Source organism: uncultured Tateyamaria sp., from assembly GCF_947487805.1.
Classification (GTDB): Bacteria; Pseudomonadota; Alphaproteobacteria; order Rhodobacterales; family Rhodobacteraceae; genus Tateyamaria.
In genome coordinates this window covers 540,550-559,409 of record NZ_CANKXW010000001.1, presented here as the reverse complement: position 1 = coordinate 559,409, position 18,860 = coordinate 540,550, and the positions used below count along the sequence as shown (strand labels likewise).

Below are 18,860 nucleotides of genomic sequence, written 5' to 3'. Positions count from 1 at the left end.
ATGCCGCAAGACCGCAACGTCCTGAGGGAAAGTCCCAGCCAGACCGCGGGCCCCTATGTGCATATCGGTTGCACCCCGAATTTCACCGGCATCGACATCTATGACGGCGATCTTGGCACCGCGATGAAAACTGGCCCCGTACAGGGGCAGGAAATCACGATCACCGGCACCGTCTTTGACGGCACCGGCACGCCGCTGCGCGATGCCATGGTCGAGATCTGGCAAGCCGACGCAGCGGGCCTTTTTGCATCGCAAAACGAAACCCGCGGCGCGTCCGATCCGAATTTTACCGGGTGGGGTCGGTCGCCGGGGGACATGACAACCGGCGAATTCCGCTTTGACACGGTCAAACCCGGCTCCGTCCCGTGGCCGGATGGCCGCATGCAAGCGCCGCACATCACGGTCTGGGTCGTGGCGCGTGGCATCAATATCGGCCTGCACACCCGCATATATTTCGAAGACGAAGGCGACGCCAACGCCGCCGACCCGATCCTAAGCCGGATCGAACACCAAAACCGTGTTCCGACCCTGTTGGCCAAGAAAACTTCGGAAGGCGTTTACCTTTTCAACATCCACCTGCAAGGGCCGGACGAGACGATCTTTTTCGACATCTGACGCGGCAGGTATCTGCACAAACGAAAACCCCCGCCGCAGTGGACGGGGGTTTTGCAATTTCAGGTCCGGTTGATCAGATCAATCGCGGCTTTCCTCGCTGTGATCGATGACGGTGTCAAAGACATCGCCGCCCACCACGTCGTCCGCTGTCGGTGCGGCCAGTGCCGCCGCGGCTTCGGCCTCTTCGCGACGCGCTTCGATCACCACGTTGTCACGGTCCGACGCAATCTTGCGCACGGCTTGGGTCGCACCACCTGTCCCTGCGGGGATAAGGCGACCAACGATGACGTTCTCCTTGAGACCGACCAGCTTGTCCTTCTTGCCCTGCACCGAAGCCTCGGTGAGAACACGAGTCGTTTCCTGGAACGACGCCGCCGAGATGAAGGACCGCGTTTGCAGCGAGGCTTTTGTGATCCCGAGAAGGATCGGACCACCCTGAGCCGGACGACCACCTTTGGAAATCGCCTTTTCGTTGGCTGCGTCGAACTCTTGCTTGTCCACATGCTCGCCCTTGAGCAGCGTGGTGTCGCCCGAATCCTCGATCTCCCATTTCTGGAGCATCTGACGCACGATGACCTCGATGTGCTTGTCGTTGATCTTCACGCCTTGCAGTCGGTAAACCTCCTGCACCTCGTTGATCATATAGTCGGCCAGCGCCTCGACACCCATGATCCCCAGAATATCGTGGGGCGCGGGGTTGCCATCCATGATGTAGTCGCCCTTCTGGACGAAATCGCCCTCGGCCACCGGGATGTGCTTGCCCTTGGGCACCATGTACTCGACCTTGTCCATCGACTCGTCGCTGGGCTCGATCGCGATACGGCGCTTGTTCTTGTAGTCCTTGCCGAAACGCACGTAGCCATCGATTTCCGCGATGATCGCGTGATCCTTGGGACGACGCGCTTCGAACAGTTCGGCCACACGCGGCAGACCACCGGTGATGTCCTTGGTCTTGGCACCTTCGCGCGGAATACGCGCCACAACGTCGCCCGCGGCGACCTCCTGACCGTCTTCCACCGACAGAACGGCATCCACGGACATCGCGTAGGTGATCGGGTTGCCGGCATCGTTGCGCACAGGTTCCCCGTCTTCACCCACCAGAATGATCTCCGGCTTCAGCTCATTGCCCTTGGGTGCGGCACGCCAGTCGATCACGATCTTCTGGGTCATGCCGGTGGCATCGTCCGTCTCGTCGCGCACGGCCAGGCCGCTCACGAGGTCGACATACTTCGCAGTACCGGCCTTCTCCGCGATGATCGGCAGGGTATAGGGATCCCATTCAAACAGCTTGTCGCCACGCTTCACATCCTGACCATCGGTGACGAACAATGCCGTACCATAGCCGAGTTTGTGGCTCGCGCGCTCTTCACCGTTCTCGTCAATGATCGACATTTTCATGTTCCGACCCATGACAAGGACCTGACCGACCGAGTTGGCCAGCGTCTGCGCGTTCTCAAAGACGATCTTGCCTTCTTGGCTCGCCTCGAGGAACGATTGCTGACCACCCTGCGCAACGCCGCCGATGTGGAATGTCCGCATCGTCAGCTGTGTACCGGGCTCACCAATCGACTGGGCTGCGATGATGCCGACGGCCTCACCGGTGTTGACCATGGTGCCACGTGCAAGGTCGCGACCGTAACACATGGTGCACACACCCTCTTCGCTTTCGCAGGTCAGCGGCGAGCGGATGCGCATGGCCTGCACACCCATCTCTTCGATCATGTCGGACATGCGCTCGTCGATCAGCGTCCCGGCCGCCAGGATCACCTCATCGGTGCCGGGCTTGAGAACGTCGTCAGCGGACACACGGCCCAGCACACGCTCGGCCAGGGATGCGACAACCTCACCATCGTTCACCGCCGCTTCGGCTGTGATCGCGTTTTCGGTGCCGCAATCGAGATCGCGCACGATGCAATCCTGCGCTACATCCACCAGACGACGCGTCAGGTACCCCGAGTTCGCCGTTTTCAGAGCTGTATCAGACAGACCTTTCCGCGCGCCGTGGGTCGAGTTGAAGTATTCAAGAACGGTCAGACCTTCCTTGAAGTTCGAGATGATCGGTGTCTCGATGATGTCGCCATTCGGCTTCGCCATCAGGCCGCGCATCCCGCCCAGCTGCTTCATCTGCGTGACAGAACCACGGGCACCGGAGTGCGCCATCATGTAAACCGAGTTCGGCTCACGTTCGGATCCGTCCGCATCCGTCTGCGCCGCCGAGATCGAGCCCATCATGGCGTCAGTGACCTTGTCGTTACACTTCGACCAGGCATCGACCACCTTGTTGTACTTTTCGCCTTGGGTGATCAGACCGTCCATGTACTGCTGTTCGAAATCCTTCACCTGATCGCGCGTCTCGTCGACGATCGACCACTTGGATTCTGGGATCAGCATGTCGTCCTTGCCGAACGAAATGCCCGCCTTGAACGCGTGCCGGAAGCCCATGGTCATGATCTGGTCACAGAAGATGACCGACTCTTTCTGACCGCAATAGCGATAGACGGTGTCGATGACCTGCTGCACTTCCTTCTTCCGCAGAAGACGGTTCACCAGTTCAAAAGGTGCCTTGTTGTTGAGCGGCAAAAGTGCGCCCAGCAGCACACGACCCGGGGTCGTGTCGAAGCGTTCCATGACTTCGAAACCCTCGGAATTGATCTGAGGGATCCGCGCCTTGATCTTGGTGTGCAGGTGCACGACGCCAGCGTCCAGCGCGTGCTGCACCTCCTCGATCGAGCCGAACACCATGTCCTGCCCTTTCAGGCCTTCGCGTTCCAGCGTGACATAGTAAAGGCCAAGGATCATATCCTGCGACGGAACGATGATCGGCGCGCCGTTGGCGGGCGACAGAACGTTGTTCGTGGACATCATCAGAACGCGCGCTTCCAACTGGGCTTCCAGCGAGAGCGGCACGTGCACGGCCATCTGGTCGCCGTCAAAGTCGGCGTTGAAGGCCGAACAGACCAGCGGGTGAAGCTGGATCGCCTTACCTTCGATCAGAACGGGTTCGAACGCCTGAATGCCAAGACGGTGCAGCGTGGGTGCACGGTTCAGCATGACGGGGTGTTCGCGAATGACCTCGTCCAGAATGTCCCAAACCTCGGGGCGTTCTTTTTCGACCAGCTTCTTGGCTTGCTTGACGGTCGAGGACAGCCCCTTCGCCTCAAGCCGCGAGTAGATGAACGGCTTGAACAGTTCGAGCGCCATCTTTTTCGGCAGACCACATTGGTGCAGTTTGAGTTCCGGCCCGGTCACAATGACCGAACGACCGGAGAAGTCGACGCGTTTGCCCAAAAGGTTCTGACGGAAGCGACCCTGCTTGCCTTTCAGCATGTCCGACAGCGATTTCAGCGGGCGCTTGTTGGCACCGGTGATCACGCGGCCACGACGGCCGTTGTCGAACAAGGCGTCGACGGATTCCTGCAACATCCGCTTTTCGTTGCGGACGATGATGTCAGGCGCGCGCAGCTCGATCAGACGCTTCAGACGGTTGTTCCGGTTGATGACCCGGCGATACAGGTCGTTCAGGTCGGACGTCGCGAAACGGCCCCCATCCAGCGGCACCAGCGGGCGCAGTTCCGGCGGGATCACGGGAATCACGGTCAGAACCATCCACTCCGGACGGTTGCCGGACTCGAGGAACGACTCCACCACTTTCAGACGCTTGATGATCTTCTTGGGCTTCAGCTCGCCTGTCGCTTCCTTCAGGTCAGCGCGCAGGGTTTCGGCCTCTTGCTCAAGGTCGATCTGGGACAGCATTTCGCGGATCGCTTCGGCACCGATATTAGCGGTGAAGGCGTCCATGCCAAACGCGTCCTGCGCGTCCATGTACTCTTCTTCCGACAGCATCTGGCCATAGGACAGATCGGTCAGACCCGGCTCGGTCACGACGTAGTTTTCGAAATACAGCACACGCTCCAGATCGCGCAGCGTCATGTCCAGCATCAGACCGATGCGGCTAGGAAGGGACTTAAGGAACCAGATGTGGGCCACGGGGGCCGCCAGTTCGATGTGGCCCATCCGCTCGCGGCGGACCTTTTGCAGCGTGACTTCGACACCGCATTTCTCGCAGACAACGCCGCGATATTTCATGCGCTTGTATTTGCCGCAGAGGCATTCGTAATCTTTGATCGGGCCAAAGATACGCGCGCAGAACAGGCCGTCACGCTCGGGCTTGAAGGTCCGGTAGTTGATGGTCTCGGGCTTCTTGATCTCGCCAAACGACCACGAGAGGATGCGTTCAGGCGACGCCAGCGACACCTTGATCTCGTCAAAGACCTTGGGCGGCGTCAGCGGGTTGAACGGGTTGTTTGTCAGTTCCTGGTTCATTCTTTTTCCTCACAAATTAGAGGGTGCGGGGGAGAGTGGTGGGCAAATTGCCCACCCTACGGGCGTTGGTAGGGTGGGCAATTTGCCCACCTTTGAACGATCCGTTACTCATCTTCCTCCGCATCCAGGAGTTCCATGTTGAGGCCCAGACCGCGGACCTCCTTGACCAGAACGTTGAACGATTCCGGCACGCCGGCTTCGAAGTTGTCCTCGCCCTTGACGATGCTCTCGTACACTTTGGTCCGGCCTGCCACGTCGTCCGATTTCACCGTCAGCATCTCTTGCAAGGTGTAGGCGGCGCCATAAGCTTCCAGAGCCCAGACTTCCATCTCACCAAAGCGCTGACCGCCGAACTGCGCCTTACCACCCAGCGGCTGCTGGGTCACAAGCGAGTACGGCCCTGTCGAACGGGCGTGGATCTTGTCGTCCACAAGGTGGTGCAGCTTCAGCAGGTACTTGATGCCCACGGTCACGGGGCGGCTGAACTGCTCACCCGTGCGACCATCAAACAGCACCGACTGACCCGAAGTCGAGAAACCGGCACGTTCCAGCGCGTTGTTCACATCCGCCTCTTTCGCACCGTCAAAGACGGGCGTGGCGATGGGAACACCGCGTGTGACGTTGCCTGCGGCCTCGATCAGCTGTTCCTCGTCCATGGGCGACAGTCCTTCGGCATAGACGTCATCGCCGTAAGCTAGGCTCATCGCCTCGCGCACCGGTGTCAGATCGCCAGAGCGTTTGTACTCTTGCAACGCCTCATCGACATTCACACCCAGACCGCGCGCGGCCCAGCCCATGTGTGTCTCGAGGATCTGACCGACGTTCATTCGGCTCGGAACACCCAGCGGGTTCAGACAGAAATCGACCGGTGTGCCATCTGCGAGGAACGGCATGTCCTCCATTGGCACCACTTTCGAAATCACACCCTTGTTGCCGTGACGACCAGCCATCTTGTCGCCCGGTTGCAGCTTGCGCTTCACCGCCACGAACACCTTGACCATCTTCATCACGCCCGGGGGCAGATCATCACCACGACGGACCTTTTCGACCTTGTCCTCGAAACGGGCATCAAGGGCACGCTTTTGCACCTCGTACTGCTCGTTCAGGGCCTCAACCACTTGCGCCGATTGCTCGTCCTTCAGGGCAATCTGCCACCATGCAGAACGCGGGAATGCCTCAAGCAGATCGGCATCCACATTGGACCCCGCCTTGACGCCGCGTGGGCCCTTGGCGATTTCCTTGCCCAGCAACATGTCACCCAGACGGGCATAGATGTTGCGGTCCAGAATGGTCAGCTCGTCGTCGCGGTCACGGGCGAGGCGTTCGACTTCCTCACGCTCGATCTGCAGGGCACGTTCGTCTTTTTCCACACCGTGGCGGTTGAACACACGTACTTCCACTACCGTGCCGAAATCACCGGGCTTCACCCGCAGCGACGTATCGCGCACGTCCGACGCTTTCTCACCAAAGATGGCGCGGAGCAGTTTTTCCTCCGGCGTCATCGGGCTTTCGCCCTTGGGGGTGATCTTGCCCACGAGGATATCGCCCGGCTCGACGTCAGCACCGATGTAGACGATGCCCGCCTCATCGAGGTTGCGAAGAGCTTCCTCGCCGACGTTGGGGATGTCGCGGGTGATTTCTTCTGGCCCAAGCTTGGTATCACGGGCGGCGACTTCGAATTCCTCGATGTGGATCGAGGTAAAGACGTCATCACGCGACACGCGCTCGGAGATCAGGATCGAGTCTTCGTAGTTGTAGCCATTCCACGGCATGAACGCGACGACCACGTTCTTGCCCAAGGCCAGTTCGCCCATGTCGGTGGAGGGACCATCCGCGATGACCTCGCCCTTGACGACCGTGTCACCCACTTTGACCAGCGGACGCTGGTTGATGCAGGTGTTCTGGTTGGAACGCTGGAACTTGCGCATCCGGTAGATGTCGACGCCTGCATCGCCCAACTCAAGGTCGGACGTGGCGCGGATCACGATCCGTGTCGCATCCACCTGGTCGATGATACCGGCCCGTTTGGCCATGATAGCCGCCCCGGAGTCGCGGGCCACAACTTCTTCGATGCCGGTGCCGACCAGCGGCGCCTCGGCTTGCAGAAGCGGAACCGCCTGACGTTGCATGTTCGAGCCCATCAGAGCGCGGTTGGCGTCGTCGTTTTCCAGGAAAGGGATCAAGGAAGCAGCAACCGAAACCAACTGTTTCGGGCTGACGTCGATCAGGTCCACCGAGTCGACGGGCGACAGGGTGTAGTCCCCGGATTTCCGGGTGTTGACCATCTCGTTGTTGAACTTGCCGTTCTCATCCAGAGAAGCGTTGGCCTGCGCCACGGTGTGACGCATTTCCTCGGTCGCGGACATATAGTGCACTTCGTCCGTCACCTGACCGTCGTTCACCACACGGTACGGCGTTTCGATAAAGCCGTACTTGTTGACGCGGGCAAAGGTGGCCAGCGAGTTGATCAGACCAATGTTCGGCCCTTCGGGCGTCTCAATCGGGCACATCCGACCATAGTGGGTCGGGTGCACGTCGCGCACCTCAAAGCCTGCGCGCTCACGCGTCAGACCGCCCGGCCCAAGCGCCGAAAGGCGACGCTTGTGCGTCACTTCGGACAGCGGGTTGGTCTGGTCCATGAACTGCGACAACTGCGACGAGCCAAAGAACTCGCGCACGGCCGCAGCCGCCGGCTTGGCGTTGATCAGATCCTGCGGCATCACCGTGTCGATTTCGACCGACGACATACGTTCCTTGATCGCCCGCTCCATGCGGAGCAGACCGACGCGGTACTGGTTTTCCATCAGCTCACCGACCGAGCGCACACGACGGTTGCCGAGGTGGTCGATGTCGTCGATGTCGCCCTTGCCGTCGCGCAGTTCGACGAGTGCCTTGATGCAGGCCACAATGTCTTCGCGGCGCAGGGTACGCTGGGTGTCTTCGGCGTCGAGTGCCAGACGCATGTTCATCTTCACACGGCCAACGGCGGACAGGTCATAGCGCTCGCTGTCAAAGAACAGCGTGTCGAACAGGGCAGACGCCGCATCAACGGTGGGTGGCTCGCCCGGGCGCATGACGCGATAAATGTCCATGAGCGCGGTTTCGCGGTTCATGTTCTTGTCGTTCGCCATGGTGTTGCGCATGTACGGGCCGACATTGACGTTGTCGATGTCCAGCACGGGGATCTCGGTGATCCCTGCGTCGATCAATTCCTTGGCTGTGCCGCCGATCAGATCGCCGTCCTTGTCGTATTCCAGCGTCAGTTCATCACCGGCTTCGACATAGATCGCGCCGTTTTCTTCGTTGATGATGTCCTTGGCAACGAACTTGCCGACGATGTGCTCGAAAGGTACCAAAAGATCGGTGACCGCACCTTCGTCGATGAGTTTCTTGACCGCGCGCGGCGTAACTTTCTTGCCGGCCTCGGCAACGATCTCGCCGGTCTTGGCATCCACCAAATCATACGTGGGACGTGTTCCGCGCACACGCTCGGGGAAGAACGGCGTGACCCAGCCTTTGTTCTTCTTCAGCGTGTAGTTCACGGTGGTGTAATAGGCGTCCATGATCGCCTCTTGGTCCAGACCAAGAGCATAGAGAAGCGTCGTCACCGGCAATTTGCGGCGACGGTCGATCCGGGCAAACACGATGTCCTTGGCGTCGAATTCAAAATCCAGCCAGCTGCCGCGATAGGGGATGATGCGGCAGGCGAACAGCAATTTGCCGGACGAATGGGTCTTGCCCTTGTCGTGGTCAAAGAACACGCCGGGCGACCGGTGCATCTGGGACACGATCACACGCTCGGTGCCGTTCACGATGAACGTGCCGTTCGGTGTCATCAGGGGCATGTCGCCCATGAACACGTCCTGTTCCTTGATGTCCTTGACGGACTTGGCGCCGGTGTCTTCGTCGATATCGAACACGATCAGGCGCAGCGTCACCTTGAGCGGCGCGCTGTAGGTCATGTCCCGTTGCTGACATTCCTCGACGTCATATTTCGGCTTTTCCAGCTCGTATTTGACGTATTCCAGAACGGATGTTTCGTTGAAGTCCTTGATCGGAAAGACCGATTGGAACACACCCATGATGCCTTCGCCGTCCATGGGCGTGGGCTCATCACCGGAATTCAGGAACAGGTCATACGAGGATTTCTGCACCTCGATGAGGTTGGGCATATCCAGAACTTCCCGGATTTTGCCATAATATTTACGAAGACGTTTCTGGCCAAGGAACGTTTGCGCCATACGAATGTCACCTTTCAGCGTTTCTCTGGATGCTGCAGCGCCGTCGGGCCCCGGCACGCTGCACCCGTGAGACGATGGGTTTCAGGTCAATTCATGGCCACCGTCCCACCGGCAGCCTCCCGACCTTGCAAACCACATCTTGGAAAAGACTTTTCGGGAAAAGCCCTTGCCAAGACGGGTCGGGCTGGACACGCGATATGCGCATCCAGCCCAATGGTTTCAAGGGGTTTGGCACAGTTTGGCTGCGCCACCCACTTTCCTGACCAGGAAAGCGCCCCGTAAAGGTCCGACTTAGGCCAGCTCGACTTCGGCGCCAGCTGCTTCCAGCTTGCCCTTGATGTCTTCTGCTTCGGCTTTGTCGACGCCTTCTTTGATCTTGCCGCCAGCTTCGACCAGGTCCTTGGCTTCTTTCAGGCCCAGACCGGTGATGCCGCGAACTTCTTTGATCACGTTGATTTTCGAAGCGCCCGCGTTCTTCAGGACGACGTCGAATTCTGTCTTCTCTTCCTCGGCTGCGCCACCGGCGTCAGCAGGGCCCGCCATCATGACTGCGCCACCGGCTGCAGGCTCGATGCCGTACTCGTCTTTGAGGATTGTTTTCAGTTCTTGTGCTTCCAGCAGGGTCAGACCCACGATGCTTTCCGCCAGTGCTTTCAGATCAGCCATTTTATCAGCTCTTTCCGTTTTAAGTGTGTTCCAACGCGCGAGGTGACCTCACGCCGCTTTGACAGTGCCTTAGGCCGCCTTTTCCTCGATGGTCGAGAGGATGGAGGCGATGTTGCTTGCAGGTGCGCCAATGGCCCCGGCGATGTTCGATGCAGGTGCGCCAAGCATGCCCGCGATGGTGCTGATAAGCTCCTCGCGCGAAGGCATTTTCGACACAGCCGTCACACCGGCCCGGTCCAGAGCGTTCTCACCCATGGCCCCGCCAAGGATCACGAACTTGTCGTTGCCCTTGGCGAAGTCTTCCGCGACCTTGGCCGCAGCCACAGGATCTTCGGAGAAGGTCAGAACGGTCATACCCGTCAGATAGTCGGCGATGCTTTCGCAGGGCTTCCCATCCAGGGCGATTTTGGCGAGCCTGTTCTTGGCAACACGAACCGCAGCATCCGCTTCCCGCGCCTTGGCGCGCAGATCCTGCATTTCGGCAACTGTCAGACCGGCGTAGTGGGCAACCACGACGACGCCAGAGCTTTCAAAGATTTGGCCGAGTTCGTCGACCACTTTCTCTTTCTGGGCTCTATCCACAGTTTTACTCCAGTACTTGGAGGGGCGGACCCCTCCGGCTCGTTTTCACCGCGCGGTTGCGCGGCAATCGGGTCCGAACGGGTCGTCGCAGCCCAAAGCCTGGAACACATGAGCCAGGCTGGAATGTCTCTTCCCGTCTCAGGCAGGAATTATGACTGGCAAAGTCCAGTCACCCACCGTCTCGGACGAAATTGAGGGCCGTCGCGAATCGCGCGAAAGCCCTCGTGTCGGTGTACTAGTGGGTGATCCCGCAAATGCCAAGGACGAATTGGCGCCAAGGCAGTGCGCGGCATTGCATTGCCAGCGCATCACGCAACGTCGGCAGTGTTCGACCGGTCGGGCGCTGGCATGGCTTTGCGCGCCTCGAGACATGTGCGCATCGTATCGATCAGCGCCGCTTTGGAGACCGGTTTCGCCAGAACCATCGTCATGCCTGCGGCAAGATAGGCCTGCCTTTGTTCCGGCATCGCGTTGGCTGTGACCGCAACGACCGAGGGCGCGGCATAGCCCCCCAGCTTGGCCGCTTCAAGCAGCCGCGTTGTCGCCTCAAGCCCGTTCATGCCGGGCATTTGCACATCCATCAGCACGAGATCCACACGTTCGGTTCCAAGCACCTCCAGCGCGGCGCGCCCGCTGTCCGCCTCCATCAAATCCAGTTGTTGGCGCGACAACAGCTTGCGCAGGATCAACCGGTTTGTCGCATTGTCATCCACGATTAGAACGCGTCCCTCCAAGGGCGACAGTGTTTCGACCTTCGCGGACCCGTTGCCACCCTTTGCCAATGTATCCTGGGGCGCGCGCGCGAATGGCAGGGTCACAATGAACTTGGCGCCAAGGCCCGGTCGGCTCGACACCATCAACTCCCCGCCCATTGCCTCACACAGCTTGCGAGAAATGGTCAGGCCAAGACCTGTACCACCAAAGTCCCGCGAAATCGTGGCATCTGCCTGGCCAAATGGCTGAAAGATCGTCTTCTGCGCTGCAATCTCGATGCCCGGGCCGGTGTCCGCGACGATGATGCGCAAGCCGGATTGCCCGTCTCGCAACCTGGCATATTCCGCCTCGATACGGACGGAACCCTCGCTGGTGAACTTGACGGCGTTGGACACCAGGTTGTGCAGGACCTGCCGACACCGGCGTTCGTCTCCGATCACAGCCGGTAAAGGAAGGTCGCGAATGTCCAGATCCAGGGTCAGTCCTTTGTCACGGGCCTGATCCAGATACAATTCCCGCGCCAGCTTCAAAATGCGTTCGGGATCAAAGGCTCGGAATTCAATGGACATCTCCCCGGCTTCAATCTTCGACAGGTCCAGCACGTCATTGATCGTCGAGAGTAAAAGGCCGCCCGAATCCTCGATGATCGACACGCACTCCCGCAACTCGGGGCTCAACGGATGATCGCCCAGATGGGTGGCCATGCTGATAATTCCGTTCAGGGGCGTGCGGATCTCGTGACTGACATTGGCGATGAAATCCGACTTGGTCCGATTGGCAGCATCGGCGGCCGCGCGCAGGTCCTGCTCGCGTTTTTGGGCGCGATGGCCGAAATAAACTTCCAGCAACAGATAAAGAACGATCGCGACAAGCAGACCGGCGATCACAAATTCCTGAAACGCATGCTGACCCCGCATCAATGTCCCGGCTTCCCGATCGCTGCCGCCGCGCGCCTGATTGAATTCTTTCACCCAAATCTGCCGTATGTTGACAATGAGTGGCTCAAGGGAATTGCGGATCTGAACCATGCGACCAGACGGAATACCAGCCGGGTCGAACACCGCTTGATCATTCTCGATCAACCACGCCTGGAACGCCTCCAGATGGGCGTCCAGTGCGGCACGTTCAGGAAAATCCGTTGCAACGACAATCTGCAACCTGCTCCACAGCACTTCGAACTGAACCTGCAAATCCCGCTGGTCAGCGGTCCCCGCGGCGTGATCAGACAGCGCGGTAAAAAAGCGCTGTGCCTCGTAGACAAGTTCGCTGATTTTCCACGACGCGTTCGACACCGAGAACATCATGTGGCGCTCGGTCTCCTGTACCGTCTTGCGGTGTTCGGAAAAGGCGATGATCAAACCGATGCATAGCCCGATGGCAATCAGGCTGCGTTTCACTGGCGCTGCGAATAGCATGGTGGGTCATTCAACCCTGATCCGGGTCAACTGCCAGATCATTTCCCCGTCAAACGGCCGCATCGCTGCTGCGGCTTCGGACAACGGATACACAACCCAAATTGGCCCTTTGTCCCGGATCCGCATCGGGCGCCCATTATGTTCGACGGCCAGAATGACTTGGTGTTGCTGCGCGTGTGCGACGGGGATCTGAACCGTGTAATCGTTGATTGCGCTGGCATGAAGCGTTTCGCCGCGTGCCCCCACGGCATCCAGCACCGATTGCAGTGTCGGCCCGGCAAAGACCTGGGCGCCATCGGTAAAGGAGGTAAACGTCTCCACTTCGACCCAGTCCAGATTGCGCAGCATCGCGTGGTCAAAGGCGGCCTTGTCCGATGTGTTTGCATTGGAGATCGCACCAGAAACCACAAGGATCGGCCGATCCGTCGGCGATTGAAGTGGCGACGTCCATGCGGCTCCGGCCGCAAGGATCAGAGCAAAAACACCGAAAAGACACCGCCCGAAACGCACCACATCGTCACCTTCAATCATCTTCGAGTTACACCGCAGCTTATCGGGCGAAGTCCTAAGATTGCGTTAGCCGTCCCCAAAGAAAAAGGGCGCGCCAGCCAAGGCACGCCCCCTTCCAAATCTCATTGTGCCAGCCGATCACTCGGCGACGGCGCTGTCCACATCGACGCTGACGCCCGGACCCATGGTCGAGCTCAGGGACACTTTCTTCATGTACGTGCCCTTGGATCCCGAAGGCTTGGCCTTGGCCACGGCGCCCACGAAGGCGCGGATGTTTTCGACCAGCTTCGCCTCGTCAAAGGACGCCTTGCCGACGCCTGCGTGCACCACACCGGCCTTTTCCACCTTGAACTGCACTTCGCCGCCTTTGGCGTTCTTTACGGCCTCGGCCACGTCCATTGTCACCGTGCCAACCTTGGGGTTCGGCATCAGATTGCGCGGACCAAGCACCTTACCCAGACGACCAACGATGGGCATCATGTCAGGGGTCGCGATGCAGCGATCAAAATCGATTGTACCACCCTGAATGGTTTCCATCAGGTCCTCTGCACCGACGATGTCCGCACCGGCGGCCTGTGCCTCTTCGGCCTTGGGGCCGCGGGCGAAAACAGCGACGCGGACGTCCTTGCCCGTGCCGTTGGGCAGGCCAACCACACCGCGGACCATCTGGTCAGCGTGGCGTGGGTCAACGCCGAGGTTCATCGAGATTTCGATGGTCTCGTCGAATTTCGCGTTTGCGTTGCCCTTGATCAGGGACACGGCGTCCTCGACGGTCAGGTTCGATTTGCCGGCGAATGCTTCGCGGGCCGCTTTTGTGCGTTTACCAAGCTTTGCCATCTTACTTCACCTCGATGCCCATGGAGCGGGCGGAGCCCAGGATGATCTGCATTGCGCCTTCGATATCGTTGGCGTTCAGATCCTTCATCTTCGCTTCGGCGATTTCCTTGACCTGGGCCGCTGTCACGGTGCCGACGGTCTCGCGCGAGGGGTTGTTCGCGCCGGATTTCACCTTGGCCGCTTTCTTCAGATAGTAAGACGCGGGCGGCGTCTTGATATCCATGGCGAAGGATTTGTCCTGGTAGTAGGTGATCACGGTCGGGCATGGGGCGCCGGGCTCCATGTCTGCGGTCTTGGCGTTGAACGCCTTGCAGAATTCCATGATGTTGATGCCGCGCTGACCCAGTGCCGGACCAACCGGCGGGGAAGGGTTTGCCTGACCGGCGGGCACCTGCAATTTCATGGTGCCTGCGAGTTTCTTGGCCATGTGCCAATCTCCTGTTCAAACAGCCGTGGGACGCGTCCCTTGGCCTATGTTGATGTGGTGTGGTCCGGACCTCGCGTGGCCCTCGCCTCCCACATGGGATGCTGCGTAACGCAACAGGAGCGCCGATTACAGCGCTCCTGCGTTCTTTTCAAGGGCAATAATGCCCTGCCAAATGATGTGTCCCCTCGGGGACAGGGATTATCCGTCTTCGAGGATCACGTCGAAATTAACTCGGCTGCCGGGCAGACCGGCACCGTTCAGGGGCTTCGACGGGGCCGCGATGATGATCTGTTCAGGCGCGACACCGCGCCCGACCAGCATTGCCATCAGCGCCTTGGCGCGCAGCAGACCGGTGTGGAACCCTTCGCGGGCCTGGATGTCGGAGGAGTGGTGACCGACCACACGCAGACGCGCATGCGGGCAGGCCATCGCGAGGTTGGCCAGGCTCAGCGCGGTTTCCAGATCGTCCGCATGCAGCGACACCGATCGGGGCGCATAGAACAGGGCCGTTCCCTGTACCGCGCGCTCCAGCTCGACCACGCAGGAGGCGTTGGCCCACGGCTTGGGTGCGACGGGTGTGCGCACGGCAACGCGTGTCACTTCTTCGACGATCGAGAATTCGACGCGACGGTCATAGAAGGACGATGGCTTGGGACCGATGATGCCCGATGGCGTGCGGTCGCCCATGCCTTGGGCAAAGAACATACTGGTGTCGATGCCGCCGGCACCGATGCGCTGGATCACCTGCTGCGCGCGACGTTCGCTCAACCGCAGGTTTGCGGCAGGATCGCCCGACGGATCCGAATGTCCCTCGACGCGGATCTGAACACCGGGGCAGGATTGCGCCACGAGGCCGATCAGGCGACCCTGTTCAATCCCGCCTTCATCCGCGGTCAGACCACCGCTGGGAAAGTAAACGCGCGCCTGGCTGGTCAGGTTGCGCAGATCTTCCATGCACTGTTCCTTGGCCTGAAGGGCGGCGCCCCCGGCGGTAAAGAACTGGGTGGATGGTTGCGTCGTTGTCAGGGCGGCCAAACGCTCGGGCTTGGACACTTCCGGCGCTGGCACGGGAACTGGCGCGGGTGCGGGTGCGGGTGCGGCCACGACCGGCTCGGCCAAGGGCTGCTGGATCGGCTGCAATCCACCCAAGGGGTCCGCTGCGGTCGCTTGACGGGCGACGACTTCCTCCTGCACAGGTGCTGGGTTTGCCGTCAGCTGCGCCGCGACTGTCTGAGGCGCGCTGGCAGGCGCGGGAGCGACAGTAGGCTGGACCGCAGGCGCGACATAGGCAGGTGCCGGCGCCGTCGTGGCGGTCTGGGTGTTATCGCCACGGTCCAGAAAACCGGTTGCCGCGAATGCAATTGCTGCGGACGGAACCAGCCACGGAAGGCTGTCCCTCACATATTTCAAAATCATAATCGTCCCCCAAGATAAGCTGCTCAGCTCTGCGGTGCACATCTATATCGTGTGTCACTGCCTATAAGTAGGCGTGAATCCGCTGTCTACGTCAACAGGTGTTCCTGCATTTATTTGAGGTTTTTTGGAATCACGAAAGTGACGCCGGGACAGGTGCCAACAACCGTCTGAAATTGCAGAACAACGCCGAAACCTGATGGCGCGCTTGCGGCGATAACGCCACAATGCAAAAGATCAGAAACCAAAAAACCCGCCCGAAGAGGCGGGTTTTCGAGTTCCGAAACGGATGCGCTCAGGTTTGCTTGGTCACCTGAGTGAACTCAAGTTCCACCGGTGTTTCGCGACCAAAGATCGACACCGTCACCTTGAGGCGCTGGTTGTCGTCGTCGACCTCTTCGACCATGCCGTCGAAATCCTCGAACGGGCCGTCGTTGACCTTGACCTTCTCGCCGATCTCAAAGTGGATGAGGGTGCGTGGTGCCTCTTCGCCTTCCTGAACGCGGTTCAGGATTTGGTTGACCTCGGCATCGCGCATCGGCATCGGGCGGCCCTGAGGACCAAGGAACCCGGTAACGCGATTGATCGAGTTGATCAGGTGATAGCCCTGGTCGGACATTTCCATGTGCACCAGCACATAGCCGGGCATGAAACGGCGTTCAGTCGTGACCTTCTTGCCGCGACGCACTTCGATGACCTCTTCGGTCGGCACCAGCACTTCGTCGATTTCGTCCTCGAGGCCATTTTCTGCAACCGACGTGCGGATTGTCTCAGCAATCTTCTTTTCGAAGTTCGAAAGCACGCTGACCGAATACCACCGTTTCGCCATGTGTCTCTTGGCCCCTTGCCTGTTCCATATCAGTTTTGATGCGTTGGCACCCTGCCCTGAATAAAAATCGGCGCGGGGCTCGAATCGCCGCGCGCCTCCCTCAGGTCAGGCCTGCGGAATACTCTGCGCATTTTCAAAGTGCAAGAGCCGGGCCGGTTTTCCGGTCTTAGCCAAAGATGGTCAGGACCTGTTCCAGACCGCCACGGATCAGGATGTCGACGATGGCGAAAAACACGGCTGTGAGTGCGGCAAGGATGAACACCATCACCGTTGTCAGCAGAACCTCGCGGCGGGTCGGCCAGACGACCTTGGCGACTTCGGAACGAACCTGCTGAATGAACTGAAGCGGATTGGTGGTGGCCATTGTCTTGCGCGTCCCTTGATGCGGATGGAGGGGATGTAACGACCTCCCCCTCCAAGTTCAAGTCAGGATCGCGCGGGCTCAGCCCTCTTGCACCATCCGGTCGAGCCGCTGGCCCATCGCTTCGATATGCGCGGCTTCGGTGTCCTTGGCGGATTGGAAGTCGGGCATATAGAGGCTGTCAACCATGCCGTCGGGAAACAGGTCAAGAACCGCGTCCCACCGAAAGGCAAATCGATCAAGCCGGGTGCGCAGGTTTTGTGCCCGCGCAGGGTCGACCGCTTCGATGCGGTCGAGACGCGCCAGAACCGCACCCCAAATCCTGTCGGCGCTCAGCACCATGAATGCGGCAATGATCACGGCCAGGCAGAGCACGATGCCGATGACGAACCAATGCGGGCGGACAACGATCAGCAGGGCCGTGCTGACTATCGCGAGATGCCGCGTCGAGGGACGGAAGGCGCGCAATGTCTGCAAGCTGTCGGTCAGGGGGGCGAGCAAGGACGAGCGCAGATCGCGTGAAGACGGCCGCGACGCGGGTTGCACTGGCACTTCGTCGGTCACCCGGCGACGTGGTGCTTCACTCAGTGTACGCGTCACAAAGGCTTCGCGGACAGGTGCGGGCGCGACACCAGGCTTGTCGGGACTGCGCATTTCGGGACTTGCCATTTCTGCCTTCGCCTTGCGGGCCGGCTTTTCCTTGGGCACGTCGACGTCTTCGGTCAGCACCGACCGGATCATCGACATGGTTTCTTCTTCGCTCGCGTCATGGGACTGACCGGGGATCAATGTATATGTCATCAGCAGCATCCTTGCCCGCAACAGCCGGGCTTTACCTAAACACCCGCGCAGCACGGGCAGAACATCACAACGCCACCGCAGAAGGTGGTTAAGGCAGTGTTACGGCCAGATTGCGCTGGATACGTGTCCGCATTGTGGCGAGACTGTGTCACTGTTCCCGCTTGCGAAACAACCCACTGATTTTTTCGGAACCGTCGCCAGTTTGGGCGCAATAGGGGGCGGAAATGAGGCGGAGCCGTGGTGCCTCGAACATGAAGGCGCCGAGGCGTGCCCATTTTGATTCGAATCGTACGGATTTTGGAGATGGCAGGGGCAGCAGGGTTCGAACCCGCGACCTACGGTTTTGGAGACCGTCGCTCTACCAGCTGAGCTATACCCCTGTGGTACAGGCGGAATATGCGATGGTCTGGGCAAGATCAAGGGCTGTTTCGCACCGCTGATACACGCGGCTTTGGTCATGGGTCGTGGAACCAAAGCGGCCCGCCCACGTTGGTGAAACGACAGTAACGAACGGATGAGGAGTACGACCATGGCCATCAATTCCCTGCAAGACGTGTACCACGACCAACTGCAAGATCTGCACAGCGCGTGCAGCCAAGCGATCGAAGCGACGACGGCCCTTGGCCGGGCGGCGTCGGACAAGGATTTGTCCGAAGCGCTGATCGCGGGCAGCAACGGGATCGCGGCGGGTCTTGACCAGATCAAATCCATCTGCGCCAAGCACGACATCGACCCCGACGGTGAGCACTGCAAAGGTATGGAAGGATTGGTCAAGGAAGCACACGCGCACGGCATTGACGCCGATTTCGGCGACGATGATGCACGCGATGCGATGATCATCACGCAATATCAGCGGATGGTGCACTATGCGCTGGCGGGCTACGGCTGCCTTGTGGCATTCGCCAACCGTCTGGACCTGGATGAGGACGGTGCGCAGTTGCAGCAACTGCTGGACGACACCTATGACGGCGACCGCCGCATGACCGAGATCGCGACAGGTGGTGTGAACCGCGCTGCGGCTGCCTGATCCCGCGACGAGTTCAAGATGAAAAGGCCGCCCGTTTCGGGGCGGCCTTTTTGTTTTTCGCGTCCGGCGAGAAGAGCCCACCGAACATGTCGTCCTCGC

Annotated in this window: 14 protein-coding genes and 1 tRNA gene; 2 read left to right on the top strand and 13 right to left on the bottom strand. The window is 59.8% G+C overall.

Annotated elements, in window-relative coordinates; all coding sequences use genetic code 11:
* Nucleotides 1–615 carry a protocatechuate 3,4-dioxygenase subunit alpha gene (gene pcaG / locus Q0949_RS02790; RefSeq protein ID WP_299369475.1) on the top strand — a complete coding sequence of 205 codons (615 nt, stop codon included), beginning with the start codon at nt 1–3 and terminating at the stop codon, nt 613–615.
* A gap of 78 nt (nt 616–693) precedes the next feature.
* Here the strand turns inward: pcaG and rpoC are convergent, their stop codons facing one another.
* The 13 genes from rpoC to Q0949_RS02725 all read right to left on the bottom strand — a co-directional run bounded on the left by rpoC (nt 694) and on the right by Q0949_RS02725 (nt 18,114).
* Complete coding sequence (gene rpoC / locus Q0949_RS02785) at nt 694–4,938, bottom strand: DNA-directed RNA polymerase subunit beta' (protein ID WP_299368271.1); 4,245 nt, start codon at nt 4,936–4,938, stop codon at nt 694–696.
* Nucleotides 4,939–5,042: 104 nt separating this feature from the next.
* Nucleotides 5,043–9,179 (bottom strand): DNA-directed RNA polymerase subunit beta, encoded by a 4,137-nt coding sequence (rpoB, locus tag Q0949_RS02780; protein ID WP_299368268.1) that lies wholly within the window; start codon nt 9,177–9,179, stop codon nt 5,043–5,045.
* Nucleotides 9,180–9,470: 291 nt separating this feature from the next.
* Nucleotides 9,471–9,845 (bottom strand): 50S ribosomal protein L7/L12, encoded by a 375-nt coding sequence (gene rplL, locus Q0949_RS02775; RefSeq protein ID WP_299142491.1) that lies wholly within the window; start codon nt 9,843–9,845, stop codon nt 9,471–9,473.
* Nucleotides 9,846–9,914: 69 nt separating this feature from the next.
* The gene (gene rplJ / locus Q0949_RS02770) at nt 9,915–10,427 is read right to left on the bottom strand and encodes a 50S ribosomal protein L10 (RefSeq protein WP_299368265.1); all 513 of its coding nucleotides are present in this window, start codon (nt 10,425–10,427) and stop codon (nt 9,915–9,917) included.
* Nucleotides 10,428–10,735: 308 nt separating this feature from the next.
* Nucleotides 10,736–12,556, bottom strand: coding sequence for an ATP-binding protein (locus Q0949_RS02765; RefSeq protein ID WP_299368262.1), 1,821 nt, complete (start codon nt 12,554–12,556; stop codon nt 10,736–10,738).
* A 6-nt stretch (nt 12,557–12,562) separates the two neighbouring features.
* Complete coding sequence (locus Q0949_RS02760) at nt 12,563–13,087, bottom strand: molybdopterin-dependent oxidoreductase (protein WP_299368259.1); 525 nt, start codon at nt 13,085–13,087, stop codon at nt 12,563–12,565.
* A 117-nt stretch (nt 13,088–13,204) separates the two neighbouring features.
* Nucleotides 13,205–13,903, bottom strand: a complete 699-nt coding sequence (rplA, locus tag Q0949_RS02755; protein ID WP_299368256.1) for a 50S ribosomal protein L1 — start codon at nt 13,901–13,903, stop codon at nt 13,205–13,207.
* 1 nt (nt 13,904) lies between these two features.
* Nucleotides 13,905–14,330, bottom strand: a complete 426-nt coding sequence (gene rplK / locus Q0949_RS02750) for a 50S ribosomal protein L11 (protein WP_189370389.1) — start codon at nt 14,328–14,330, stop codon at nt 13,905–13,907.
* A gap of 198 nt (nt 14,331–14,528) precedes the next feature.
* Nucleotides 14,529–15,746 (bottom strand): OmpA family protein, encoded by a 1,218-nt coding sequence (locus Q0949_RS02745; protein ID WP_299368252.1) that lies wholly within the window; start codon nt 15,744–15,746, stop codon nt 14,529–14,531.
* A gap of 292 nt (nt 15,747–16,038) precedes the next feature.
* Nucleotides 16,039–16,572 (bottom strand): transcription termination/antitermination protein NusG, encoded by a 534-nt coding sequence (nusG, locus tag Q0949_RS02740; protein ID WP_299368250.1) that lies wholly within the window; start codon nt 16,570–16,572, stop codon nt 16,039–16,041.
* Nucleotides 16,573–16,738: 166 nt separating this feature from the next.
* Nucleotides 16,739–16,936, bottom strand: a complete 198-nt coding sequence (gene secE / locus Q0949_RS02735; RefSeq protein ID WP_299368246.1) for a preprotein translocase subunit SecE — start codon at nt 16,934–16,936, stop codon at nt 16,739–16,741.
* Nucleotides 16,937–17,014: 78 nt separating this feature from the next.
* Nucleotides 17,015–17,734 (bottom strand): hypothetical protein, encoded by a 720-nt coding sequence (locus tag Q0949_RS02730; protein WP_299368243.1) that lies wholly within the window; start codon nt 17,732–17,734, stop codon nt 17,015–17,017.
* A gap of 304 nt (nt 17,735–18,038) precedes the next feature.
* Nucleotides 18,039–18,114 (bottom strand) — tRNA-Trp (locus Q0949_RS02725).
* 149 nt (nt 18,115–18,263) lie between these two features.
* Here Q0949_RS02725 and Q0949_RS02720 point away from each other — a divergent pair.
* Nucleotides 18,264–18,761, top strand: a complete 498-nt coding sequence (locus Q0949_RS02720; RefSeq protein ID WP_299368239.1) for a DUF892 family protein — start codon at nt 18,264–18,266, stop codon at nt 18,759–18,761.
* Nucleotides 18,762–18,860: the final 99 nt, after the last annotated feature.

Excerpts from the sequence above, each read along its gene's own strand:
- secE (WP_299368246.1), bottom strand. The coding sequence starts at position 16,936 with ATGGCCACCACCAATCCGCTTCAGTTCATTCAGCAGGTTCGTTCCGAA.
- Q0949_RS02765 (WP_299368262.1), bottom strand. The coding sequence starts at position 12,556 with ATGCTATTCGCAGCGCCAGTGAAACGCAGCCTGATTGCCATCGGGCTA.
- Q0949_RS02745 (WP_299368252.1), bottom strand. The coding sequence starts at position 15,746 with ATGATTTTGAAATATGTGAGGGACAGCCTTCCGTGGCTGGTTCCGTCC.
- nusG (WP_299368250.1), bottom strand. The coding sequence starts at position 16,572 with ATGGCGAAACGGTGGTATTCGGTCAGCGTGCTTTCGAACTTCGAAAAG.
- rplA (WP_299368256.1), bottom strand. The coding sequence starts at position 13,903 with ATGGCAAAGCTTGGTAAACGCACAAAAGCGGCCCGCGAAGCATTCGCC.
- rplK (WP_189370389.1), bottom strand. The coding sequence starts at position 14,330 with ATGGCCAAGAAACTCGCAGGCACCATGAAATTGCAGGTGCCCGCCGGT.
- Q0949_RS02730 (WP_299368243.1), bottom strand. The coding sequence starts at position 17,734 with ATGACATATACATTGATCCCCGGTCAGTCCCATGACGCGAGCGAAGAA.
- Q0949_RS02720 (WP_299368239.1), top strand. The coding sequence starts at position 18,264 with ATGGCCATCAATTCCCTGCAAGACGTGTACCACGACCAACTGCAAGAT.
- pcaG (WP_299369475.1), top strand. The coding sequence starts at position 1 with ATGCCGCAAGACCGCAACGTCCTGAGGGAAAGTCCCAGCCAGACCGCG.
- rplL (WP_299142491.1), bottom strand. The coding sequence starts at position 9,845 with ATGGCTGATCTGAAAGCACTGGCGGAAAGCATCGTGGGTCTGACCCTG.
- rpoC (WP_299368271.1), bottom strand. The coding sequence starts at position 4,938 with ATGAACCAGGAACTGACAAACAACCCGTTCAACCCGCTGACGCCGCCC.
- rpoB (WP_299368268.1), bottom strand. The coding sequence starts at position 9,179 with ATGGCGCAAACGTTCCTTGGCCAGAAACGTCTTCGTAAATATTATGGC.
- Q0949_RS02760 (WP_299368259.1), bottom strand. The coding sequence starts at position 13,087 with ATGATTGAAGGTGACGATGTGGTGCGTTTCGGGCGGTGTCTTTTCGGT.